Origin of the sequence: Bacillus sp. SDLI1 (assembly GCF_001553895.1) — a bacterium.
GTDB classification, from domain to species: Bacteria; Bacillota; Bacilli; order Bacillales; family Bacillaceae; genus Bacillus; species Bacillus siamensis.
The window spans coordinates 809,913-834,015 of record NZ_CP013950.1 but is presented as its reverse complement, the minus strand read 5'-3'; the positions used below and the strand labels follow the sequence as shown (position 1 = coordinate 834,015).

Genomic DNA, 24,103 nt, shown 5'->3' with positions numbered 1-24,103 from the left:
ATTTTCATTAAACAAGTAATTTCAAGTTATATTTTGAAGTGATTGAATAAAATGGAACACCGCCCAGAATCCCCTATATGATAAGGGTTTTTGTATAGAAAGTACCATTTTCAGAAAATAAGCAATTTTTCATAGAGTAAATAAAATAGTAAAATGCTAAAATAATAGTTGATAAAATTACTTTTGTAATCTAATATCTAAATAAAAGCGTTTAAATTTTTGACAGGGGGTTTTACACATGTTTAATGAAAGAGAAGCGCTGCGCTTACGTTTAGAACAATTGAACGAGGCAGAGGTAAAAGTCATTCGTGAATATCAAATAGAACGTGATAAAATATATGCAAAACTGAGAGAATTAGACAATACGGGCAGCCTGTCCGATACAAAAAAAGAGTTTCGTCCGGAGAAAAAAAGTGACTCTCTCCCAGTGCTTGCAGAGCTTGCGGCACAGGAAATGAGAAGCTACCAAAAGCCGCAGACACAGCCTCAATCCTCACAGTCGCAAATGCAGTCTATTACGTCTCTTCCCGCCGGCATTCCGGACGGTTCTACAAGAAGAAGAAGAGGGACGGCAAGACCGGGTTCAAAAGCGGCAAAACTGCGCGAAGCAGCCATTAAAACATTGAAGCGCCACAATGCGGCGATCAAAAGTTCGGAGCTGCAAAAGGAAATTGAGAAGGAAAGCGGCCTTGAAATCCCTAATATGACAACGTTTATGCAAAGTTTAATTAAAATGTATCCGGAAGTGAAAAAACCATACCGCGGCCAATATATTCTTGAGGGAGAAATTTCTCAGGAAACAGAAGAAACGGCAAATGATACGGCTGCTGAATAAACAGTAAAAAACTGCTTGCGTTACTCAAGCAGTTTTTTTTGCGTTGTCCCGCGTATCTTTTAACGCCTTTTTTTCAAGCTTGACGACATATTTCTGGAACGGTTTTTCTTCATCAGCCCGTTCTTTCAACGCGTCGAGCTTTTCTTCAAACGACTGATCACGGGACTCTGATTGTGCAAACTGTTTTTGCAGGGAGATGACTTGTTCGGTGACCGCTTTAAGCAAGTCTTCTGCCTGAACAGTCCCGGCCGCAGCGGAAGGAAGTTCCAGCTCTTTTTCTGCCGGTTCCGCCGTCCGGCTGTCAATATCAGCAAAATGGCCGGCAATCCAAGCATCACTTTCGTCCAGCTGCCTTTTGTACGAGAGAATGGTTTCTTGAAATAACTTTTCTTTCGTTTTTTCTATTTCTACAAGCCGTTCTTTTGTTTCTAGTATTCGATCTCTCATATGATTAATTTCTATTTTAATATGTTTGAGCTGGTATTCTTTTTCTGTCATTTGTGTTTGCAGCCGGATATTTTCTTCTGCAGCAGCCTGAAAACGCTGTTTCGTATCTTCGTGAGCAGTCTGTTCGGTTTCCATGGCGGTCTCAAGTGAGCGGATACGGGTATGTAAGTTTTTATTTTCTTCTTCAAATTTTACATTCGTAAGATGGAGACGGTGTTTTTCTTCCATCTCATTTTTCCGCCGAAACGTTTCCTTCTGCAGCAGTTCTTGCAGAATGACGATTTTATCGAGCAGCCCGGCCCTGATTTCATGCAGAGACCGTTCCGTGTTACTTGTCTGTTTGTGTTTTTGAGCCATTGCTTCCAGTTCGTCAGTAAGCTTGTGAAGCCGCTCTTTAATATTAGCGTTTTCCTCTTGAAGCTTATTGTTTTTTTGATGAAAGTAGCTTGCTTCAAACTCAGAAATCAGTTTTCTGCATCTCGAAAGTTCAGACTTCAAATAAAGGTTCTCTTGAGAAGTGTCGTGGAAAAACGGACCTGATATTTTCATAAGAACCATCTCCCTCATGATGTTAACACTACAATATGGGATGGGACAGACGGCTATTCCTCTTAATTAAACTGACAAGCACTGTAATATTGTATTTCGGCTGAGGCGTTTGCTATGCTTTTATATAGAATGGGGAGAGATGACATGAAACGGGTGAATGTAATATTAGCAGGGGGAGCTTCCCGAAGGTTCGGGGAACCGAAAGCTTTTGCAAAGTGGAAGGGCGGCATGTTTTATGAACAGGCGAAAAAAGCCTTCGGCTGCGGAGAGACGGTGATGATCAGCCGCCCTGAACATATAAAAAGGTTCTTAGCAAACAAAGAGAGACATGTTTTTGCCGATGTGCCGCAGTTTCGGGGAATGGGGCCGCTGGCCGGCATATATACGGCAATGAAACAAACGGAAGGCGAAACATACACGGTCATATCCTGTGACACGCCGCTCGTGACTAGAAAGACCATGGCAGCGCTTGAAATGAAGCTGACCGGAAATGTGGACGCTGTCATTCCGATTTGTGAAAACAGAGCGCAGCCTCTCTTGGCGGTTTATCATAAACGGGTGCAAGAGGTGCTTTTTGATCAGCTGGCACAAAACAAGCTGAAAATGGCAGACACGCTGAAACATCTGTCTGTCTGTTATGTTCAGGCTGAAGACATCGGCGCCGGGCCGGAAGAGTTCGTCAATATCAACACCCGGGATGATTACGCCAGACTTTTGGCGCTTATCGAGTCTTCACATCAGGACTGATGGTGAGGAAACATGGTATGATGGAAATAAAAATGCAAGGGGACAACACAGATGGAAGAGCGCTATTCGCGGCAGACAAGATTTAAGCCGATAGGGGAAAAAGGGCAGAAGGCGCTGGCTGACAGCAGTGTCCTGATTGTCGGGGCCGGGGCCCTCGGAACAGCCGCAGCAGAGGGGCTGGCAAGAGCCGGAGCAGGCCGTATGGCGATTATTGACCGGGATTATGTGGAATGGAGCAATTTACAAAGACAGCAGCTGTATACAGAAGAAGACGCGAGAGGACGCCTGCCGAAAGCCGTGGCGGCAAAGACGCGTCTTTTGGCGATAAACAGTGACATACATATAGATGCTTATGCAGCCGAAGGTACGGCGGAAACGCTCGAACCGCTGATCGAACAAGCGGATTGCATCGTGGATGCGACAGATAATTTTGAAACGAGAATGGTCATCAATGATCTGGCGCTGAAAACGAAAACGCCTTGGATTTACGGTGCCTGTGTCAGCAGTCAGGGGATGTGTATGACGATTATCCCTGAGGTTACGCCGTGTTTATCCTGTCTGTTTGAGCAAATACCCGTAGGCGGAGCGACATGTGATACAGCAGGCATCATACCTCCGGCGGTTCATATCGTCTCTGCTTATCAGCAGGCTGAGGCGCTGAAATTGCTGACAGGTAACCATGAAGCGGTCAATCGGCGCTTTTTTACGTTTGATGTGTGGAATAACACCAATATGAGCGTAAATGTGGATCAGACCAAACGGGATCATTGCCCTTCCTGCGGCGCGGAGCCCGTATACCCGTACCTGCAGCCTGAAAACAGGCCGAAAGCAAGCGTGCTGTGCGGAAGAGACACCGTTCAAATCAGATCGGAAGCGTTAAAGAGGCTGGACAAAGAAGAGCTCGTCAAACGTCTGAAGCAGATCGGCAAAGTCGAAGCAAATGAATTTCTGCTGCACATGGCATACGAGCGCTTCAGAATCGTTATTTTTCAAGACGGACGGGCTCTGATTCACGGTACAAATGACATCAAAGAAGCAAATTCAGTTCTGGCCAGAGTGATCGGACTGTAGTAAGGGGAGGTATTGCTATGCTTGAAAAAAGAACGCCGATACAGGTGGGCGAAGCAGTCCGCCGAGTGAGCCGATATAAAAAACAGGGGGATACCGAATGGGTGCCGCTGGAGGACAGCCTTCACCGCTATTTGGCGGAAGATGTTAAGGCGGACCATGATGTGCCTGCCTTTGACCGTTCTCCGTATGACGGTTTTGCCATCAGGGCGTGCGATTCAAAGACGGCTTCCCGTGACAATGCCGTCACGTTTGAAGTCATTGACCATATCGGAGCCGGCGCCGTGTCAGAAAAAGAGCTCGGACCGTATGAAGCGGTCCGCATTATGACAGGGGCGCAGATTCCAAAAGGCGCGGATGCCGTAGTGATGCTTGAGCTGACAAAAACGCACTCTGAAAACGGCACGGATTACATGTCGGTAAAACGCCCTTTCCATGCGGGTGATAATATATCATACCAAGGAGAAGATGCGAAAAAGGGCAGCTCGCTTTTAAAAAAAGGAACGAAAATCACGCCGGGCGTCACCGCTCTTTTGGCAACCTTCGGCTATTCTTCTGTTCCTGTAGTGAGAAAGCCGGTGGTCGGGATTATCGCCACGGGAACCGAACTTCTTCATGTAAGCGATCCGCTTGAACCCGGGAAAATCCGCAATAGCAACGCGGCCATGGTGTATGCCCAGATCATTGAAGCGGGTGCGGTGCCGCTGAACTTAGGCAAAATTTCCGATGATTTTGATGACAGTTATGCGGCGGTGAAGGAAGCCATGAAAAAAACCGATTTTCTGATCACGACCGGCGGCGTGTCAGTCGGTGATTTTGATTTTCTTCCTGACATTTATGCTAAGCTGGGAGCGGACGTTTTATTTAACAAAGTGGCAATGCGCCCGGGGAGTGTGACAACTGTCGCACGGGCTGATGACATGCTGCTGTTCGGCCTTTCAGGCAATCCGTCGGCATGTTACGTCGGTTTCACCCTGTTTGTCAAACCGATGATTCAGTCGTGGCTTCTGAATGAAAAACCTCACGCCGGATGGGCGGAAGCCGTGTTAACAAACGACTTTCCAAAGCCGAATCCGTTTGCGAGATTTGTGAGGGCGTTTGTTTATCACAAAGATGGAAAGATGATGGCGTCACCGGTCGGTCTCGACAAGTCAAGCTCAGTCACATCTCTTGCTGAAGCAAACGCGTTTATCCTTCTGCCGGGAGGAACGAGGGGATATGAAGCGGGACGGACGGTTCACGTGCTTCTCATCCGCGATGAGAATGGAAGTGAATGGCCGTGGTCAATTCTTTCCCGATCGTCCAGATCGTAGGCTTTCAAAACAGCGGTAAAACAACGTTTATCGAACGTATACTGAAAGCGGCGCCGAAAGAATGCACGGTTGGATGTTTAAAGCATCACGGACATGGCGGAGAGCCGGAACCTTTTTCTGACGGAAAGGATTCAGAACGCTTATCAAAAGCCGGTGCCGCGGTTACGGCAGTAGAAGGGGACGGGGTCTTGCAGCTTACGGCGCGAAAAAAATGGGATCTGGCTGGTTTGATCGGCCTGTATGAATATGTGGGAATCGACTGTCTTCTCATTGAGGGTTTTAAACATGCGCTGCATCCGAAAATCATTATGATTAAAAGCAGCGAAGATTGGCAAAAGCTGAAGCATTTGGAGCGCGTGCTCGCGGTTGTCAGCAGAAGTACGGAGCATATGCCTGCAGATGCGGGCATACCCGTATTCCATGCGGATGATCCGGATGCCATTATGTTTGTGCTTTCGCAGCTGAAAGGGGGATCTGCATAAATGGAACGTTTTCAAATTACAAGGGAACCTATCATTGCGGAAAATATCGTGAAAAAAGTTGAAAAGCGCGAAGCCGGGGCCATCACAACGTTTATCGGCACGGTCAGAGAGTGGACTGCCGGACGGCGGACGGTGCGTCTTGAATATGAAGCATATGAACCGATGGCTGTTCAAATGCTTTCTCAAATCGGCGATGAAATCAGCGCGAAATGGGAGGGAGCCGAAGCTGCGATCACTCACCGCGTCGGCGTCCTTGATATCGGAGAAGCAGCGGTCGTAATCGCCGTGTCTTCTCCGCACAGAAAGGCGGCATATGAGGCGAATGAATATGCCATTGAACGGATAAAACAGATTGTTCCGATTTGGAAAAAAGAGATCTGGGAAGACGGCGAAGAATGGATAGGCGATCAGCTGGAAACGACGCCTTATCCGAACGGAAAACCGGATTTAAATAAAGGGGAATCACGATGATTAAAGTACTTTTGTTTGCCGGGCTTGCGGAGCAGGCGGGAACACCGGTCATTGAACTTGACGAAAAGAAGGCGGCAGCGTCTGCTGTAAAAACGCTGTTAAAAGAACGGTATGGCCTTCAGACGATAGACAATGCCATGATCGCAATCAATGAAACTTACGTAAAAGACAACAGCATCGTAACAGAAGGCGATACCATTGCCTTTATCCCGCCTGTAAGCGGAGGGTGAATAAAAGCCGGATGTGCATTATTGTCATCCGGCTTTTTTGCACAGTACGCCGATAACATCGGCAAGAAAGGCTAAATTCCCGGGGGAGACCAAATGGAATTTAAAGGGGATTTTTAATTGTGTGGTTTTCTTTACATACACAGGCTTAAAACGGTGTCATCACAAGGTTTTGAGCCTGCTTTCATATCTGTCTGGCGCTAGTCATTTTTTACATAATTATGGAACGTACATTTAAGATTTTGTGTTACAATTTAGCATAAATACGCAAACGGCAAAAAAATTGAAACTTTTATAAGCCGGATGCGTACGTATAAACAGAATAATACATAGGAGGCATCAGCAATATGGAACCAAATCTGGAAAAAAACAATACGGCAGTAACGGAAAAGCCGTCAATTTTCGGCGTCATTACAAGTCCTGTTGTGCAGTTTAAAAGATTAAGAGAACACCCGGTCATCGGCCTTCCTCTCCTGATTGTCATCATTCTCATCGCGGCGGGGAGTATTTTGCGCGGGCTCGGAATGAATTATGAAGAACTGCTTAACAGCTCATCTCTTGACGGATTGACCGATGATCAGATTGAAATGACCAAAACCATCGCGAAATTCGGCTCGATTTTCGGCTCGATTTTCGGAGGCATTATCGCTCTCTTTATCGTTCCGCTTATTTATTGGCTGTGCGTCAAAATTTCAGGCGGCGTGACAACTTATAAAAAAATGCTCTCACTCGGCCTCTTTACTGCATTGATTACTAACATCGGCTTAGTCATTAACGGACTTGTCATTTATTTTACCGGTGCGGGCTCACTGTACCCTGTCACATCTTTGGCGAGTGTCATACCTGCCGGAGACGGCGTATCGGTCTTTTTAAGCGCGATCGATATTTTCAGCATCTGGAGCTATATTCTGCTCGCGTTAGGTCTGCGCTATACCGGCGGCATTTCTAAAAAAGCAGGCTGGATTTCCGCAATTGTCCTGTTTGTTATTATGCTTTTGGTATCGGCAGTCGGAGGACTGTTAAATTCAGTGGCAGCAGGTGTATAACATGAAAAAACTTTGGATCGGAATCGGCATCGCAGTCATTGTAGCAGTATTCATCAGTATCAATATTTATAAGTCGGCCGCTCCCGCGGGTGGCAGCGCCGGGGAAAAAGTCGATACCGGGACTATGGAAAAAAGAGAAATCTCATCTGCGGTCATGGTTCCGGGAACACTTAAATTCTCCAAAGAACAGTATGTTTTTTATGAAGCGGATAAAGGAACCCTTGATAAAGTAAAAGTAAAAGAAGGCGACAAAGTAAAAAAAGGGTCATCGCTAGTCACGTATACAAACGAACAGCTCAACCTTGATAAAGAGCAAAATGAGTTGACAGAACAATCAAAACGGCTGCAAATCGAACAAATTCAAGAAAAACTACAAGCCTTAAACAGTAAAGAAAAAGATTTGGCAAAACAAGCGGGAGAAGCGGAAGCAAAAAAACAAATTGAATCCGAACGGACTGATCTGCAGCTTCAGCAAAAAACGGCTGAAATTGAATTAAAGCAATCTGACCTGCAAAAGCAATCTCTTGAAAACCAGGTGGCGAATCTCAATGTCAAGAGTGAGATGGACGGAATGGTTATCTCGGTAAATCAAGAAGCCGCTTCTAAAAAATCGGATATTCAAGAACCGGTAATACATATAGGCGACCCGGAACACCTGATCGTTGCCGGCAATTTGTCTGAATATGACACACTGAAAGTGAAAAAGGGACAAAGCGTTACAATTACATCAGACGCCATTCCGGATAAAACATGGAAGGGAAGAGTGACGGCTGTCGGTCTCGTTCCGGAACAAAAGTCAGGAGCTGCTTCGGGTGAAAGCACGGAACAAGCCGTGCAGTATCCGTTTCAGGTCAAGCTGATCGGAAAGCTTCCGGAGGGCAAACCGGGGTTTAAACTCATTATGAACATTGAAACCGACAAGCGGAAAGCCGATACGCTGCCGTCCTCCGCAGTTAAAAAAGACGGAGATGAGCACTGGGTCTTTACGGTAAAAGACGGGAAGGCCAAACGCGTGAAAGTCAAAGTCGGCGACACCTCGAATCAGTTAACGGAGATAAAAGAGGGACTTTCAAAAAATGATAAAGTCATTCTTAATCCGGCTGACGGTTTGACTGACGGAACGGATGTGAAAGCATAGATGATTCAGCTTTCAAAGGTGAAAAAAAGCTATCAGATCGGCAAGGAAACGTTTGATGTTCTCCGTTCAATCGACCTGACGATTGAACAAGGGGAATATGTATCCATTATGGGACCGTCGGGATCAGGTAAATCTACGATTATGAATATCATCGGCTGTCTGGACAGACCGACATCAGGCAGTTACAGACTTGCGGGAGAAGATGTATCTTCATGCACGGAAAAAGAACTTGCGGCGGTCCGGAACAAATCAATCGGATTTGTCTTTCAGCAATTTCAGCTGCTGCCGCGATTGAATGCAAGAAAAAATGTCGAACTTCCCATGATTTACGCAGGTATCGGCAAAAAAGAGCGTGAGGAACGGGCCGAATATGCACTGGAAAAAGTCGGCTTAGCGGATCGGATGCTTCACATGCCGAATGAGCTGTCCGGCGGCCAAAAGCAGCGTGTCGCGATTGCAAGAGCCATCGTTAACGAACCGAAGCTTATCTTGGCTGATGAGCCGACCGGCGCGCTGGATACGAAAACAAGCATTTCCATTATGGAGCAGTTCACAGAGCTTAATACAGAGGGCGTGACCGTGGTGCTTGTCACACATGAGCCTGAAGTGGCGGATTGTACAAACAGAGTGATCTTCGTCCGTGACGGCAGTATCGTTTCCCGCGATTCTGAGCAGAGGAGAGTGGGGGAATGAGCCTGTTAGAAAATCTCCGGATGGCTCTCAGCTCCGTCAGAGCTCACAAGATGAGATCGATTCTGACGATGCTCGGCATCATTATCGGCGTCGGTTCAGTAATCGTTGTTGTGGCTGTCGGCCAGGGCGGAGAGCAAATGCTGAAGCAATCCATCAGCGGGCCGGGCAATACAATTGAATTGTATTATCTGCCGAGCGATGAAGAATTAACAGCCAATCCGAACGCTTTGCAGCAAGCGAGTTTTACAGAAGAAGATATTAATGGATTAAAAGGAGTGGACGGCGTAAAGCAGGTTGTCGCTTCCGCTGTAAAATCAATGACGGCCCGTTATCATGAAGAAGAAACGGACATTACGCTGAATGGCATTAACAGCGGCTACACGGACGTAAAAAAGCTGGACGTTCAGGATGGGCGGACATTTACGGATAACGATTTCCTTTCCGGGAAAAGAGCGGGCATCATCTCGAAAAAAATGGCTGAAAAGCTGTTCGGGAAAACATCTCCGCTTGGAAAAATCGTCTGGGCCGGCGGACAGCCCGTAGAAGTAATCGGTGTATTAAAAGAAGAGAGCGGGTTTTTATCATTAGGGCTCAGTGAAATGTATGTCCCGTTCAACATGCTGAAAACGTCTTTCGGCACAAATGACTACAGCAACGTTTCGATTCAGACGGAATCCGCTGATCAAATCAAAACAACAGGAAAAGAAGCGGCCCGCCTCTTAAATGACAATCACGGCACAAAAGAGGCCTATCAAGTCATGAATATGGAGGAAATCGCCGCGGGCATCGGTCAGGTCACGACCGTCATGACGACTATCATCGGTTCGATCGCCGGTATTTCTCTCGTCGTCGGCGGAATCGGGGTCATGAATATTATGCTCGTATCAGTAACGGAACGGACAAGAGAAATCGGCATCCGCAAATCGCTCGGTGCCACGAGAGGCCAGATTCTGACACAATTCTTAATTGAATCCGTTGTGCTTACTTTAATCGGCGGCTTAATCGGAATCGGTCTCGGCTACGGGGGAGCATCACTCGTTTCCCTTATCGCGGGCTGGCCGTCGCTCGTTTCCTGGCAGGTGGTTTGTATCGGCGTGCTGTTCAGTATGCTGATCGGTGTCATCTTCGGCATGCTGCCGGCCAACAAAGCATCCCGCTTAGATCCGATTGAAGCGTTACGGTATGAATAGTGAAACGTCCCCATGCAGTCCGCATGGGGTTTTTTCTGTGTTTTAAAGATTGAATGAATATAATAGACTTTTTTCATTTATGATAAAAAGAAATGTCATACAATTGTCCCCCTTTTTGTCGAATTTACAGTTTACAAACCCTATGTACATACGTTAATATGAACAAATGTGAAAGATTTTGATAGTTATTGAATGAATTTGAGTGATTTTAGTTGCTCGAAGTAAAAAAAGCGTTTACAATAATCTTGTAGGTGAAATGAATACGTTTTCAAAGGAGGCGGAATATGCTCACTCCTGAAAGGTATCAGCTGATCCTTGATCAGATTGAAAAGCGTGACGTGGTAAAGATTCAAGAGCTGATAAGCATGACAAACGCTTCTGAATCAACGATAAGAAGAGATTTATCAACGCTTGAAGAGCGCGGGTTTTTAAAGCGCGTTCACGGCGGGGCATCTAAGCTTTCCAACAGCCGGCAAGAACCCGATATGCTTGAAAAATCCTCCAAAAACCTTCAAGATAAGCTGAAGATTGCAGAAAAAGCGGCATCTTTATTAGAAGAAGGTGACTGTATTTATCTTGATGCGGGAACAACTGCATTGCACATGATTGATTTTATAGATCAAACAAAGGATATTGTGGTTGTCACAAACGGAGTTATGCATATCGACGCTTTAATAAGGAAAGGGATCCCCTTTTATCTTCTCGGAGGATATGTGAAGCATCGAACAGGTGCGATGATCGGCGGCGCCTCATTAACAGCAGTCAGCCAGTACCGGTTTGACAAAAGCTTTCTCGGAGTGAACGGCGTGCACATTGAAGCCGGTTTTACAACACCCGATCCGGATGAGGCTCTTCTGAAGACAAAGGCTGTGAGACAGGCGAAAAACGCGTATGTTTTAGCCGACCCTTCCAAATTCGGCGAGATTTCTTTCGCAGCGTTCGCCGCTTTGGGCGATGCCGTTATCATTACCACTGAAGCTGAAGAACTTGCATTCGATAATTACCAAGAAAAAACTGTCGTAAAGGTAGTGAAATCATGATTTACACTGTAACCCTCAATCCGTCTGTTGACTATATCGTTCACGTTGAAGATTTTGCCGTAGGCGGTTTAAACCGTTCCAGCTATGACACGAAGTACCCCGGCGGGAAAGGCATTAACGTTTCGAGATTACTGAAAAGACACCATGTGCCGTCAAAAGCATTGGGGTTTGTCGGCGGATTTACCGGAAATTATATCACGTCATTTTTGCAGCAGGAAGGTCTGGAAACGGCTTTTTCTGAGGTGGATGAAGACACGCGTATAAATGTAAAACTGAAAACGGGCGATGAAACGGAAATTAACGGTCAGGGCCCGACGATTTCAGACGAAGTGTTCAGTGCCTTTTTAGAACAGTTCTCCGCTCTGAAAGAAGGAGACATCGTCGTTTTAGCGGGAAGCATCCCATCTTCTCTTCCGCATAACACGTATGAAAAAATTGCTGAGGCATGCAGAAAGCAGAATGCCCGGGTTGTGGTAGACATCTCCGGTGAAGCGCTTATGAAAGCGACAGAAATGAAACCGTTTTTGATGAAGCCGAACCATCATGAGCTTGGTGAAATGTTCAATACGGTCATTGACTCAGCCGAAGCAGCCGTTCCGTACGGCAAAAAATTAATTGAACAAGGCGCTGAACATGCGATTGTTTCGATGGCTGGCGACGGTGCGCTTTTATTTACGAAAGAGGCGGTTTTCCTCGCTAATGTTCCTAAAGGAAAGCTGGTCAATTCGGTAGGCGCGGGTGATTCCGTTGTCGCGGGATTCCTTGCGGGAATCTCAAAACAGCTGCCTTTGGAAGACGCATTCCGTCTAGGTGTTGCTTCCGGAAGCGCGACGGCGTTTTCTGAGGAGCTCGGAACTGAAGAGTTTGTACAGCAGCTTCTTCCTGAAGTTAAAGTCACACGTCTATAGAGGAGGAAAGAAAAGTGAAGATAACTGAGCTGTTAACAAGAGATACAATTCATCTCAATATAGAAAGCAAAGAGAAAGAAAACGTTATCGATGAAATGGTGACAGTGCTTGACAAAGCCGGCAGATTAAATGACAGAGAGGCTTACAAAGCAGCCATTTTAAATCGTGAAAGCCAAAGCTCGACGGGAATCGGCGAAGGCATTGCCATTCCTCACGCGAAGACGGCGAGCGTCATTAACCCGGCCATCGCATTCGGACGTTCAAAAGAAGGTGTGGACTATGAATCATTAGACGGTCAGCCGGCACACCTGGTCTTTATGATTGCGGCAACCGAAGGAGCAAACAATACGCACCTTGAAGCATTATCAAGACTTTCAACGCTTCTCATGCGTGAAGAAATCCGCAAACAGCTTCTTGAGGCTGAATCAGAAGATGCGATCATTGACATCATCAATCAGCATGACAAAGATGACGATGAGGAAGAAGAAGAGCAGGAAGAACAGGCAGCGCCGTCAGGAAAGGGCAAAATTCTTGCGGTTACTGCATGTCCGACGGGTATCGCCCATACATTCATGGCTGCTGACGCACTGAAAGAAAAAGCGAAAGAGCTCGGCGTCGACATTAAAGTAGAGACAAACGGCTCAAGCGGAATCAAGCATAAGCTGACGGCTCAGGAAATTGAAGATGCACCTGCGATTATCGTAGCGGCTGATAAACAGGTTGAAATGGAGCGCTTTAAAGGCAAACATGTTCTTCAAGTGCCCGTAACGGCCGGTATCAGACGTCCTCAGGAACTGATTGAAAAAGCGGTTAATCAAGATGCGCCGATTTACGAAGGCAGCGGCGGAGGATCTGCCTCTTCTAATGAAGACGGCCCGAAACAGAAATCAGGCACAAGCATCGGAAGCACTTTCTATAAACACTTAATGAGCGGTGTCAGCAACATGCTGCCATTTGTCGTCGGCGGCGGAATCCTCGTTGCGATTTCATTCTTCTGGGGAATTCATTCAGCTGATCCGAAAGATCCGACATACAACACGTTTGCTGCAGCGCTGAACTTTATCGGCGGCGATAATGCGTTAAAACTGATTGTTGCCGTTCTTGCCGGATTCATCGCAATGAGTATTGCGGACCGTCCGGGATTTGCGCCGGGTATGGTCGGCGGATTTATGGCTACGCAGGCGAATGCCGGATTCTTGGGCGGACTGATTGCCGGATTCTTAGCCGGTTATGTCGTAGTCCTGCTGAAAAAGCTGTTTGTCTTTATTCCTCAGACTCTTGACGGATTAAAACCTGTATTGATTTATCCGCTGCTCGGTATTTTTATCACCGGTGTCCTGATGCAGTTTGTCATTAACACACCTGTAGCAGCGTTTATGAATTTCTTAACAAATTGGCTTGAAAGCCTTGGAACCGGAAACCTTGTCTTAATGGGTATTATTTTAGGCGGTATGATGGCTATCGACATGGGCGGCCCGCTCAATAAAGCGGCGTTCACTTTCGGTATTGCGATGATCGATGCCGGAAACTATGCCCCGCACGCAGCCATCATGGCGGGCGGAATGGCCCCGCCGCTTGGAATCGCACTTGCGACAACATTCTTTAAACATAAATTCTCTAAACGTGACCGTGAAGCCGGTATTACGTGCTACTTCATGGGAGCTGCTTTCGTTACAGAAGGCGCCATCCCGTTTGCAGCGGCTGATCCGCTTCGCGTCATCCCTGCAGCCGTTATCGGTTCTGCGGTAGCGGGCGGACTGACAGAGTTTTTCCGGGTAACACTCCCTGCACCGCACGGAGGAATATTCGTTGCATTCATTACGAACCATCCGCTGCTTTACTTAATGAGCATCGTAATCGGAGCGGTTGTAACAGCGGTTATCTTAGGAATCATCAAAAAACCGGTAGTAGAGAAATAAGCAAAAAGCGTCCTTTACGGGCGCTTTTTTCAATCATATGCGCATAGAAGCGTTATGTATTTTGTGATGAGTTGTGATAAAGTAAAGATAGTACATGAACCGTAACAGTGATCGTCTAGGAGGAACCACGTTGACTGAAGAACAAAAACCTACTTCTGAAAAATCGGTAAAAAGAAAATCCAACACGTATTGGGAATGGGGAAAGGCCATTATTATAGCGGTCGCTCTTGCGCTTTTAATCCGCCATTTCCTGTTTGAACCGTACTTAGTGGAAGGATCATCAATGTACCCGACATTACATGACGGTGAAAGGCTGTTTGTCAACAAAAGCGTCAATTATATCGGAGAAATCGAGCGGGGGGACATCGTCATTATTAACGGCGATACATCGAAAGTCCATTATGTAAAGCGGCTCATCGGAAAACCCGGAGAAACGGTGGAAATGAAAAATGATACGCTTTATATAAACGGCAAAAAAATCGATGAACCGTACCTCGCGAGCAATAAAAAAGAAGCGAAAAAACTGGGAGTCAACCTGACGGGAGATTTCGGCCCCGTAAAGGTTCCGAAAGGCAAATACTTCGTCATGGGCGACAATCGGCTGAACTCAATGGACAGCCGGAACGGACTCGGTTTAATTGCCGAGAAACGGATCGTCGGCACCTCGAAGTTTGTGTTCTTCCCGTTTCATGATATGCGTCAGACAAAATAAAAACGCCGCGCTGCCCGATTCGGACGGCCGGCGTTTTTATTTGGCAAACGAGGCGGCGACGGCGATGAACATTACCGTGGCCAGCACTGATCCGACAATGGCCAGAACGCTGAAAAAAAGATTCACCTGCTGCTTCTCTTTGCCGCGTTTTTCAAGCATCCGTTTTGAAAAGAGATGCGAAAACGTGTAAATGAGGGCGATTCCGACGTACAGGCCGATGTCACGTGCGGTAAAGCCTGTGACGGCCAGAAAAACCCCGGTAAAGAAAATCATAAGACAATATTCTGTGAGTGTTAAAAGCTTCAACTTGTTCCTCCGTGATGAATATGTATATATATCTATTGTATCACAGGGCTTCGGGTTTGGCGCTTGCGTCTTTTCAAAACCCTTATATTCGCAGGGAAACATTTCTCTTCCCCTTTATTCATGGTATACTTTTATTGATGTTAGACACGATGGAGGATTATAAATGATTGCTGTAAATAATGTGAGCTTGCGTTTTGCGGATCGCAAGTTATTTGAAGATGTCAATATTAAATTTACGCCGGGCAATTGCTACGGATTAATAGGCGCAAACGGTGCCGGAAAATCAACATTCTTGAAAATTTTATCCGGTGAACTGGAGCCTCAGACCGGCGATGTCCATATGAGCCCGGGCGAACGCCTTGCCATTCTGAAACAGAACCATTTTGAATATGAAGATTACGAAGTTCTGAAAGTCGTCATTATGGGACATAAACGTTTATACGAAGTCATGCAGGAAAAAGACGCGATTTATATGAAACCGGATTTTTCTGATGAGGACGGCATCCGCGCCGCCGAGCTTGAAGGAGAGTTTGCGGAATTAAACGGATGGGAAGCTGAAAGTGAAGCCGCTATTTTGTTAAAGGGTCTGGGCATCTCTGAAGACCTGCATACGAAGAAAATGGCGGACTTAGGCGGTTCAGAAAAGGTGAAAGTGCTTTTGGCGCAGGCGCTGTTCGGCAAGCCGGACGTTCTGCTGCTTGATGAACCGACGAACCACTTGGATCTGAAAGCGATTCAGTGGCTGGAAGAGTTTCTGATCAACTTTGAGAACACAGTCATCGTCGTATCCCATGACCGTCACTTTTTAAATAAAGTGTGCACGCACATCGCCGATCTTGATTTTAATAAAATTCAAGTGTATGTCGGCAACTATGATTTCTGGTATGAATCCAGCCAGCTTGCTTTAAAGCTTTCTCAGGAAGCCAATAAGAAAAAAGAAGAGCAGATTAAACAGCTTCAGGAGTTCGTGGCCAGATTCAGCGCCAACGCCTCTAAATCAAAGCAGGCGACATCAAGAAAGAAACTCCTTGATAAAATTACGCTTGATGATATCAAACCGTCATCACGCCGTTATCCTTACGTCAATTTCACGCCGGAACGCGAGATCGGAAATGACGTGCTGCGGGTAGAAGGCTTAACGAAAACGATTGACGGCGTTAAAGTGCTTGATAACGTCAGCTTTATTATGAACAGAGAAGACAAAATCGCGTTTACGGGCCGCAATGAGCTTGCCGTTACGACATTGTTCAAAATCATTTCCGGGGAAATGGAAGCTGACAGCGGCACATTCAAATGGGGCGTCACCACTTCTCAGGCGTACTTCCCGAAAGACAACAGCGAATATTTCGACGGTAGCGATGCGAACCTTGTAGACTGGCTCCGCCAATACTCGCCGCATGACCAAAGCGAAAGCTTTCTGCGCGGCTTCTTAGGACGCATGCTGTTCTCTGGGGAAGAAGTCAACAAAAAATCAAACGTTCTTTCCGGAGGAGAAAAAGTACGCTGCATGCTTTCAAAAGCGATGCTTTCCGGCGCGAACATTTTAATTCTGGATGAACCGACAAACCACTTAGACCTGGAATCCATTACGGCGCTTAACAACGGTTTAATCAGCTTTAAAGGCGCTATGCTGTTTTCATCTCATGACCATCAGTTTGTACAGACAATTGCCAACCGCATCATTGAATTAACGCCTAAAGGCATCGTTGACAAACAAATGTCTTATGACGAATTTCTTGAAAATGCGGATGTGCAGAAAAAGCTTGAAGAGCTATACGCGTAATAAAAAAGCAGAGGAGACTCTGCTTTTTATTTGCGGGAAAAGTTTTCAATCTTCTGACTTCCCGTTACAATAAAGGAACATATGAATTGAAAAGAGACGGAGGAATGCATCATGAAGTTTTTAGTTGTCGGAGCAGGGGGAGTGGGCGGATATATCGGCGCACGTCTTGCAGAGAAGGGAAATGACGTTACGTTTCTCGTCCGTCAGAAGCGGGCGGAACAATTAAAAGAGACGGGATTGACCGTCAAAAGTGCAAATGGTGATGTTTCAATCAAGCCGAAAATAATCATGGCGGGCGAAGAAGGAGAGTTTGACGCCGTTATCATCGCATCAAAAGCGTATTCTTTACAGGACGTTATTCGAGATGTCAAACCGTTTGTCAAACCTTCGTCGGTCATTATTCCTTTTTTAAACGGGTACAGGCACTATAACGAGCTGTTCGAAGCTTTTTCAAAACGGCAGGTGTTAGGAGGCCTCTGCTTTATTGAGAGCGCTCTTAACGAAAAAGGGGACATTCTTCATACGAGCGCTGCCCACCGCTTTGTGTTCGGTGAATGGAGCGGGGAACGCACAGAACGTATAAATGAGCTGGAAAAAGCGTTTGCGGGTGTGAAAGCGGATGTCATCATCAGCCGGGATATTGAAAAGGATATTTGGAAAAAGTACATGTTCATTGCCGCGCAGGCGGGAGTAACCACTTTGTTTCAACAGCCGGTCGGACCGATTTTAGATACAGAAGGCGGCCGCAATACGGCAAAGCGTCTTTTTGCAGAAATCGGAGCCATTTTCAAGGCTGCGGGCATTCCGAAGGACGCTGACCTTGAAGAAGAGAGTTATCGTACGTTGACAAGCATGTCTTATCACATGAAATCGTCGATGCTGAGAGACATGGAAAAGGGCCGGGTGACAGAAGGTGATCATTTACACGGTTTTCTGCTTGAGAAAGCGAAAGGCTTGTCAGTTGATACCCCTGTTTTGGAAACTGTCTTTGCCAACCTGCAAATGTATGAAGCAAAATAAAAAAGGAGGCCGAAGCGCCTCCTTTTTTATTAAAATGCCCAGTTTCCGTTTCTGAAGATCGGTTCTCTTTTGCCGTCAGCGGTAATCCCGTCGATATTCATATCTTTGGAGCCGACCATGAAATCTACGTGCGTAATGCTTTCATTTAAGCCCTCTTTGACAAGCTCTTCCCGTGTCATTTGCTTGCCGCCTTCGATATTAAAGGCATACGCGCTGCCGATCGCCAAGTGGTTTGATGCGTTTTCATCGTACAGTGTGTTGTAAAATAAAATATTCGATGTTGAAATCGGTGAATCGTACGGCACTAAGGCCACTTCTCCGAGATAATGCGAGCCTTCATCGGTTTCGACGATGCCTTTTAAAATCTCCTCGCCTTTTTCAGCTTTCACATCAACAATGCGGCCGTTTTCAAAGGTAAGTGTAAAGTTATCAATAATGTTGCCGCCGTAGCTCAGCGGTTTCGTGCTGGAAACCGTGCCGTTCACCCCATCACGCTGCGGAAGAGTGAAAACCTCTTCTGTCGGCATGTTGGCCATGAATTCGTTCCCGTTCTCATTCACGCTTCCCGCACCCGCCCATACATGTTTTTTCGGCAATTCAATGGTTAAGTCTGTTCCTTCAGCTTGATAGTGCAGGGCGCTGTAATGTTTTTTATTCAGGTGTTCCACTTTCTCATGAAGGTTTTGGTCATGTTTTTTCCATGCTTCCACTGGGTTTTCTTCATTTACGCGGGTCGTTTTGAAAATTTCTTCCCATAAAAGCTGAACGGCTGTTTCTTCCGGCCGATCCGGGAACACTTTTTTCGCCCAGCCTGTTGAAGCGGCTCCGATCACCGTCCAGCTGACCTTATCTGATTGAATATATTGTCTGTATGTATGCAATGCTTTTCCGGCGGCTTTTTGGAACGCTGCAATCCGTTTCCCGTCAGTGCCTTTTAACAGGTCGGGGTCGGATGAGACGACAGAAATAAACGCAGCTCCTTTTTTCGCGAGCTCTTCTTTGCCTTTCGCTTCCCATTCAGGATATTCTTCAAACGCTTCAAACGGAGCCATTTCGTATTTTAATCTGGACAATTCATCGTCCTGCCAATTTACGGTGACGTTTTTTGCGCCTTTTTCATACGAATGTTTGGCCAGCAGTCTGACAAGTTCCCGGACATCGGTTGAGGCATTGATGACGACATGCTGTCCTTTTTGGACATTGACGCCGACTTCTACCGCCAGCCGAGCATATGTATTTAACTTTTCAGTAAACGAACTCATCGTTCATTCCTCCTCATCGGTTTTTCTCATCATATCAAATATCGCCTCATAAAGAAAAGAAAGGAGCGCAAATGAAAAAGACACAGCCTTTGCTGCGTCTTTACGGATGATTCAGTTTTACGGTGCTGCCGGCCGGAGAATGGGGCATATTGGCCAGCGAAATGCTCATACCCCCCAAGATAATTCCGCTTAAAATGACAGCTACCGCTATGCGTCTTCCCACATCTCTAAGCATATGCTTCCTCCTTAATGTTTCTCCAGTTCTCACAATATGAGCCGGCCGGAGAAAAAAGAAGCACAATCTTATTATTTAATCGCTTTTTGCAGCTTGTCGATGACGTCTAACGAACGCCCCGTGCCGATAGCCACTGATTCAAGCGGATTTGCGGCCAAATGAACGGGAACGACGATTTCTTCTGTCAGCCATTCTTTCATCCCGTTTAAAAGCGAACCCCCGCCGGTTAACACGACGCCGCGGTCAACGATGTCCCCGCTGAGTTCCGGCGGACAATCTTCAAGAGTCGCTCTGATGGCTTCAAGAATATGTAGGAGCGATTCACGCATCGCGTGCTGAATTTCATTAGACTGCAGTCTGATCGTCTTCGGCAGACCGGTTACGAGGTCACGGCCGCGGATTTCCATCGTTTCCGGCACATGTTCAATCAATGCAAAACCGATTTCCATTTTCACCTGTTCTGCCGTACGTTCTCCGATCAGCAGGTTGTATTTTTTTCTGACGAACGAAGCGATATCTTCATCAAGCTGGTCGCCGCCGATTCTGATAGAGTGGCAGGACACGACGCCTCCGAATGAGATGATGGCGACTTCAGTCGTACCGCCTCCGATATCCACGACGACGTTTGCGACCGGCTCGTCAACCGGCAGGTCGGCTCCGATTGCAGCTGCTACGGGTTCTTCAATTAAGTGAACGTTTTTTGCTCCGCAGTTTTTGACAGCGTCACTGATGGCGCGGCGTTCAACGGCTGTTGATCCTGAAGGTGTGCAGACGACGACATTCGGTTTGCGGAAGGTCATCCCGATTTTTTTTCCGGCTTTTTTCATAATGTGTTTTAATAAGTCAGTTGTCATATCATAATCAGCAATGACACCGTCTTTCATCGGCCGTACGGCGACGATTTTCCCCGGCGTCTTTCCGATCATGTTTTTGGCATCCGTTCCGATGGCAAGCACCGCTTTCGTTGTTGTATCTACAGCGACAACGGAAGGCTCGTTTAAAATAATTCCTTTATTTTTACTGTAAACAAGTATATTAGCGGTTCCTAAGTCGATTCCGATCTCAGTTGATTGAAACATATTTTCACCCAATCCCTATCCTGATTTAATTGATTCTACATTTAAAGTTTCTGAGAAAAACCACGATTTTTGGGGGTTTCCGCCGGGAATGAAATGTTTTTGTAAAAAAGGAGGGAAAGTCTGTATCCCGTATTTCAAAAAGGCTTTCTTCTGTAAAAAAACATTCATTACCGGATGCGGAGAAACTTTTGCTCCGTTACTTTCGTCTACGTTTATGAAGGATTTTCCTTGGACATATATAAGAGACATTAAAGGAAGTAGGGGATTTCTATGAAATCAATTGGTGTAGTAAGAAAAGTAGACGAACTAGGGCGTATTGTCATGCCGATTGAATTGAGAAGAGCATTGGATATCGCTATTAAAGATAGTATTGAATTTTTTGTTGACGGAGACAAAATTGTCTTGAAAAAATACAAACCGCACGGCATTTGCTTAATGACCGGAGAAATTACCCCCGACAATCAGGAATACGGCAACGGTAAAATCATCTTAAGCCCTGAAGGAGCGAAAATGCTGCTTGAGGAAATCGAGGAAGCGTTAAAAGATAAATCATAATGATAAAAAGGGCGGAGCGTCATTCCGTCCTTTTATTATGAACTTGTGCAAAAACTCACGGTAAAATCAAGCAAACCTGCTCAAATAATTGGGAATAGTTATCATTTTTTAGTCAATAATGCGGTCAACAATGTTACAATATATGTAGAAATGCTAGCGGCAGGTGGGACTATGGGAAAATATCAAGCGCGTATCATTTCATTAATCTTGGCAATGATTTTTATTATGTTTTGGGATTATTTATTTTACATAATTGAGCGGAATCCGATTAACTGGCCTGTTGATATCACCTTTACCGCCGTCACGTTAATCAGCGTCTGGCTGCTGGCTTATTATGTAGATCATAAAAAGCAGCTGCTGGCGGAGCTGAAGGACAGCGAGCAGAAAGCAAAGGCGCTTTCAGATGAGAAAAACCGGATCATGGACAATCTGCAGGAAATTGTTTTTCAGACGGATTCACAAGGGAATATTACATATTTGAATCAAGCTTGGACGGCGATTACGGGCTATTCCATCAGCGAATGTATGGGCACGATGTATAATGATTATTTTATAAAAGAGAAGCATATCATTGATTATATTATCTCCCAAATTAAGCAGCTGTCCCCGTCAGGAATGTTCACGGCTAAATATATTAAAAAAGACGGCACTATCTTTTGGGGAGAAGTTCATTATAAGCTGTATTATGACCGCAGACAGAAATTTGTCGGAAGCCTGGGGACGATGTCTGATATCAGTGAACGGAAAAAAGCGGTTGATGAGCTTCTGGAAACGAATGAACGGCTTGCCATGCAATCTCAAAAGCTGGCTATCGCCGGTGAACTTGCGGCAGGAATCGCCCATGAAGTAAGAAATCCTTTAACATCAGTCAGCGGCTTTCTTCAGCTGATGAAAGCTCAGTATCCGGAACGAACGGATTATTTCGATATTATTTTTTCGGAAATTAAAAGGATAGATCTTGTGCTGGGAGAGCTGCTACTGCTCGCCAAGCCGCAGACCGTGACGTTTACCGCCCATCATCTCAACCATATTTTAAGGCAGGTGGCGACGCTTCTTGACACAAACGCGGTGCTGTCAAACACTGTGATTGAGAAGGATTTCAGGCAGACTGAGTCCTGTATGGTCAACGGTGACGAAAACCAGCTGAAACAGGTATTTATCAATATTATTAAAAATGCGATTGAGGCGATGCCTGACGGCGGGAATATTCATATTTACACAAAACGGGATGAAGAATACGCGGTGATCAGCATACAGGATGAAGGAAACGGCATGTCGAAAGAAAAGCTTAAAAACATCGGGAAACCGTTTTTCTCGACAAAAGATCAGGGGACAGGCCTCGGCCTTCCGATTTGTTTACGAATTCTCAAGGAGCATAATGGTAAACTTAACATTAAGAGCAAAAATGGAGAAGGCAGTACGTTTCAGGTATTTCTGCCGTTAGAAGCGGATGCTGTCCAAAAGGAGGAAAAATAACTTGCTTCTTTTTGTATACGGTTTGTTACGGAAGCGTGAAGAAAATCATGAGCTGCTGAAAGGCGCTCCGTGTGTGTGCGAGCAGGCCGCGATAAACGGCGTGCTGTATAAAACAGAAAAAGGCCAGCCCGCGGCGTCTTTAGCAGAAACAGCTTTTGTATACGGAGAATTGTATGAAACAGATCATCAGATGATCCGTAAGCTGGATGCGCATTATGCCGATTTTGACCGGGAGGAAGTCGCTGTGACGACGGATCTCGGGAATAAAACGGCCTTCGCATATGTCGTAAAGCCCGAGCAGTGTGCTTCATTCAGCCGGATCAAAAGCGGAGACTGGAAAGAATATCGTTTTATGAAACGGGAGGATGACAGCCCGGTTTATTATTTCGCTTACGGTTCATGTATGGATAATGCCCGTTTTAAACAGGCGGGGGTCGATCACTTTTTCGCCGAGCCGGTCGGAGGGGCGGTTGTTAAAGGGTATTCGACGAGATTCACGTTAAGGCGTCCTGACGGTTCCAGAGCCGATCTTGTTGAAGACGGCGGCCGTACTGAAGGCGTGCTGTACAAGCTCCCGTTTGAAGCGGCAACCTATCTGTATAAAAGGGAAGGTGTTGATAGCCATACATATCGTCCCGCGTTCATAGAAGTGAATGCCGGCGGCCGTATATACAGGGGCTGCCTGACGTTTCTTGTGCTTGATAAAGCTGAGGAAATTGCGCCTCCGGGTCACTATCAGGAAGAAATCGAACGCGGAGCAGACCTGTATTTATCGCCCGCCTTTTCAGAAAAGCTCAAACGCCATATGAACTCATTGCCGAAAATGTGATACTATTCCTATTAGAGATATTGTTTAAAGGAGTACTGTTATGAGAAAAGAGTTTGCCGTTATCGGTCTCGGACGCTTCGGCGGGAGTATTTGCAAAGCATTAAGTGAAGAAGGCCTTGAAGTCATGGCAATGGATATTGATGAAGATAAAGTAAATGAATATGCCAAAATCGCATCACACGCCGTCATCGGCGATTCAACCGATGAATCGGTGCTGAAAAATCTGGGGCTGCGCAATTTTGACCACGTTATTGTGGCAATCGGCGAAAATATACAGGCGAGCATTTTAACGACGCTGATCTTAAAGGAACTCGGCGTGAACACGATCACGGTCAAAGCGCAGAACGACTATCATGAAAAAGTGCTTGCGAAAATCGGGGCCGACCACATCGTCCACCCTGAACGTGACATGGCAAAACGCATTGCCCACAACATCGTATCAAATAATGTGCTTGATTATTTAGAGCTGTCTGACGAACACAGCATCGTGGAGATCGTAGCCAACAGCAGGCTTGCGGGCAACACACTGCTTGATCTGGACATACGCGCGAAGTACGGCATTAACATCGTGGCCATCAAGAGAGAAAAAGAAGTAATCGTATCTCCGCTGGCGACTGAAATGATCCAAAAAGAAGATATTCTCATCGTTATCGGCTCTCTTACGGACATTTCCCGATTTGAAAAAAGAGTGCTTCATACAAAGTGAAAAGCCGTCCGTAAAAGGACGGCCTTTTTTATATGTCAGAATAGAAAGACATTTATCGTGTAAGCGG

The 24,103-nt window shown here is 46.0% G+C and carries 26 protein-coding genes; 21 read left to right on the top strand and 5 right to left on the bottom strand.

All coding sequences use genetic code 11. From position 1 onward, the window contains the following. The first annotated feature begins 238 nt into the window (after positions 1–238). The gene (gene rok / locus AUL54_RS03540) at positions 239–835 is read left to right on the top strand and encodes a transcriptional regulator Rok (RefSeq protein WP_060962909.1); all 597 of its coding nucleotides are present in this window, start codon (positions 239–241) and stop codon (positions 833–835) included. A 24-nt stretch (positions 836–859) separates the two neighbouring features. On the opposite strand, the gene AUL54_RS03535 is transcribed toward rok, so the two are convergent. Further along, on the bottom strand, positions 860–1,831 hold the full coding sequence (locus AUL54_RS03535) for a coiled-coil domain-containing protein (protein WP_060962908.1): 972 nt from the start codon (positions 1,829–1,831) through the stop codon (positions 860–862). 144 nt (positions 1,832–1,975) lie between these two features. On the opposite strand from AUL54_RS03535, the gene AUL54_RS03530 reads away from it, so the two are divergent. The 14 genes from AUL54_RS03530 (at position 1,976) to lepB (ending at position 14,785) form a co-directional block, all read left to right on the top strand. Then, entirely contained in the window at positions 1,976–2,578 is a 603-nt protein-coding gene (locus tag AUL54_RS03530; protein ID WP_060962907.1) for a molybdenum cofactor guanylyltransferase, read from the top strand. A 51-nt stretch (positions 2,579–2,629) separates the two neighbouring features. Next, positions 2,630–3,649 carry a MoeB/ThiF family adenylyltransferase gene (locus AUL54_RS03525; protein WP_060962906.1) on the top strand — a complete coding sequence of 340 codons (1,020 nt, stop codon included), beginning with the start codon at positions 2,630–2,632 and terminating at the stop codon, positions 3,647–3,649. A gap of 17 nt (positions 3,650–3,666) precedes the next feature. Next, positions 3,667–4,959, top strand: a complete 1,293-nt coding sequence (locus AUL54_RS03520) for a molybdopterin molybdotransferase MoeA (RefSeq protein ID WP_060962905.1) — start codon at positions 3,667–3,669, stop codon at positions 4,957–4,959. Continuing rightward, on the top strand, positions 4,920–5,441 hold the full coding sequence (gene mobB / locus AUL54_RS03515; protein WP_060962904.1) for a molybdopterin-guanine dinucleotide biosynthesis protein B: 522 nt from the start codon (positions 4,920–4,922) through the stop codon (positions 5,439–5,441). The genes AUL54_RS03520 and mobB overlap by 40 nt, the downstream gene beginning before the upstream one ends. Further along, positions 5,442–5,912 (top strand): molybdenum cofactor biosynthesis protein MoaE, encoded by a 471-nt coding sequence (locus AUL54_RS03510; RefSeq protein ID WP_045926916.1) that lies wholly within the window; start codon positions 5,442–5,444, stop codon positions 5,910–5,912. Then, on the top strand, positions 5,909–6,142 hold the full coding sequence (gene moaD, locus AUL54_RS03505; protein WP_060962903.1) for a molybdopterin converting factor subunit 1: 234 nt from the start codon (positions 5,909–5,911) through the stop codon (positions 6,140–6,142). Before AUL54_RS03510 ends, moaD begins: the two co-directional genes overlap by 4 nt. A 344-nt stretch (positions 6,143–6,486) precedes the next feature. Continuing rightward, positions 6,487–7,185: a YknW family membrane protein gene (locus AUL54_RS03500; protein WP_060962902.1), complete on the top strand. Its 699-nt coding sequence runs from the start codon at positions 6,487–6,489 to the stop codon at positions 7,183–7,185. A gap of 1 nt (position 7,186) precedes the next feature. Then, complete coding sequence (locus AUL54_RS03495) at positions 7,187–8,323, top strand: efflux RND transporter periplasmic adaptor subunit (protein ID WP_060962901.1); 1,137 nt, start codon at positions 7,187–7,189, stop codon at positions 8,321–8,323. After that, a complete protein-coding gene (locus AUL54_RS03490) occupies positions 8,324–9,016 on the top strand; it encodes an ABC transporter ATP-binding protein (protein WP_060962900.1) in 693 nt (230 codons plus the stop codon). After that, positions 9,013–10,206, top strand: a complete 1,194-nt coding sequence (locus AUL54_RS03485; protein ID WP_045926920.1) for an ABC transporter permease — start codon at positions 9,013–9,015, stop codon at positions 10,204–10,206. The genes AUL54_RS03490 and AUL54_RS03485 overlap by 4 nt, the downstream gene beginning before the upstream one ends. A gap of 284 nt (positions 10,207–10,490) precedes the next feature. Continuing rightward, the gene (locus tag AUL54_RS03480) at positions 10,491–11,246 is read left to right on the top strand and encodes a DeoR/GlpR family DNA-binding transcription regulator (RefSeq protein WP_060962899.1); all 756 of its coding nucleotides are present in this window, start codon (positions 10,491–10,493) and stop codon (positions 11,244–11,246) included. Continuing rightward, positions 11,243–12,154: a 1-phosphofructokinase gene (gene pfkB / locus AUL54_RS03475; protein ID WP_016936279.1), complete on the top strand. Its 912-nt coding sequence runs from the start codon at positions 11,243–11,245 to the stop codon at positions 12,152–12,154. Before AUL54_RS03480 ends, pfkB begins: the two co-directional genes overlap by 4 nt. Positions 12,155–12,168: 14 nt before the next feature. Continuing rightward, complete coding sequence (locus AUL54_RS03470) at positions 12,169–14,073, top strand: PTS fructose transporter subunit IIABC (protein WP_060962898.1); 1,905 nt, start codon at positions 12,169–12,171, stop codon at positions 14,071–14,073. Between the two features lie 94 nt (positions 14,074–14,167). Then, positions 14,168–14,785 (top strand): signal peptidase I, encoded by a 618-nt coding sequence (gene lepB, locus AUL54_RS03465; RefSeq protein ID WP_395940959.1) that lies wholly within the window; start codon positions 14,168–14,170, stop codon positions 14,783–14,785. A gap of 36 nt (positions 14,786–14,821) precedes the next feature. Here the strand turns inward: lepB and AUL54_RS03460 are convergent, their stop codons facing one another. Continuing rightward, positions 14,822–15,091: a hypothetical protein gene (locus AUL54_RS03460; RefSeq protein WP_007409641.1), complete on the bottom strand. Its 270-nt coding sequence runs from the start codon at positions 15,089–15,091 to the stop codon at positions 14,822–14,824. A 163-nt stretch (positions 15,092–15,254) separates the two neighbouring features. On the opposite strand from AUL54_RS03460, the gene AUL54_RS03455 reads away from it, so the two are divergent. After that, positions 15,255–16,874 (top strand): ABC-F family ATP-binding cassette domain-containing protein, encoded by a 1,620-nt coding sequence (locus tag AUL54_RS03455; protein ID WP_016936276.1) that lies wholly within the window; start codon positions 15,255–15,257, stop codon positions 16,872–16,874. 111 nt (positions 16,875–16,985) lie between these two features. After that, positions 16,986–17,894, top strand: a complete 909-nt coding sequence (locus AUL54_RS03450; RefSeq protein WP_060962897.1) for a ketopantoate reductase family protein — start codon at positions 16,986–16,988, stop codon at positions 17,892–17,894. A gap of 29 nt (positions 17,895–17,923) precedes the next feature. Here the strand turns inward: AUL54_RS03450 and AUL54_RS03445 are convergent, their stop codons facing one another. From AUL54_RS03445 to mreBH, 3 genes are all read right to left on the bottom strand, one after another. After that, positions 17,924–19,156 (bottom strand): aminopeptidase, encoded by a 1,233-nt coding sequence (locus AUL54_RS03445; RefSeq protein ID WP_060962896.1) that lies wholly within the window; start codon positions 19,154–19,156, stop codon positions 17,924–17,926. 100 nt (positions 19,157–19,256) lie between these two features. After that, positions 19,257–19,391, bottom strand: coding sequence for a protein YkpC (locus AUL54_RS21055; protein WP_101605501.1), 135 nt, complete (start codon positions 19,389–19,391; stop codon positions 19,257–19,259). 71 nt (positions 19,392–19,462) lie between these two features. After that, on the bottom strand, positions 19,463–20,470 hold the full coding sequence (mreBH, locus tag AUL54_RS03440; RefSeq protein ID WP_029575211.1) for a cell shape-determining protein MreBH: 1,008 nt from the start codon (positions 20,468–20,470) through the stop codon (positions 19,463–19,465). A gap of 270 nt (positions 20,471–20,740) precedes the next feature. On the opposite strand from mreBH, the gene AUL54_RS03430 reads away from it, so the two are divergent. The 4 genes from AUL54_RS03430 to ktrC all read left to right on the top strand — a co-directional run bounded on the left by AUL54_RS03430 (position 20,741) and on the right by ktrC (position 24,036). Continuing rightward, positions 20,741–21,025 (top strand): transcriptional regulator AbhA, encoded by a 285-nt coding sequence (locus tag AUL54_RS03430; protein ID WP_013352109.1) that lies wholly within the window; start codon positions 20,741–20,743, stop codon positions 21,023–21,025. Positions 21,026–21,196: 171 nt separating this feature from the next. Beyond that, positions 21,197–22,501, top strand: a complete 1,305-nt coding sequence (locus AUL54_RS03425; protein ID WP_060962895.1) for an ATP-binding protein — start codon at positions 21,197–21,199, stop codon at positions 22,499–22,501. Position 22,502: 1 nt separating this feature from the next. Next, a complete protein-coding gene (locus tag AUL54_RS03420; RefSeq protein WP_082761601.1) occupies positions 22,503–23,330 on the top strand; it encodes a gamma-glutamylcyclotransferase family protein in 828 nt (275 codons plus the stop codon). A 40-nt stretch (positions 23,331–23,370) separates the two neighbouring features. Further along, on the top strand, positions 23,371–24,036 hold the full coding sequence (gene ktrC, locus AUL54_RS03415) for a Ktr system potassium transporter KtrC (protein WP_003154554.1): 666 nt from the start codon (positions 23,371–23,373) through the stop codon (positions 24,034–24,036). Positions 24,037–24,103: the final 67 nt, after the last annotated feature.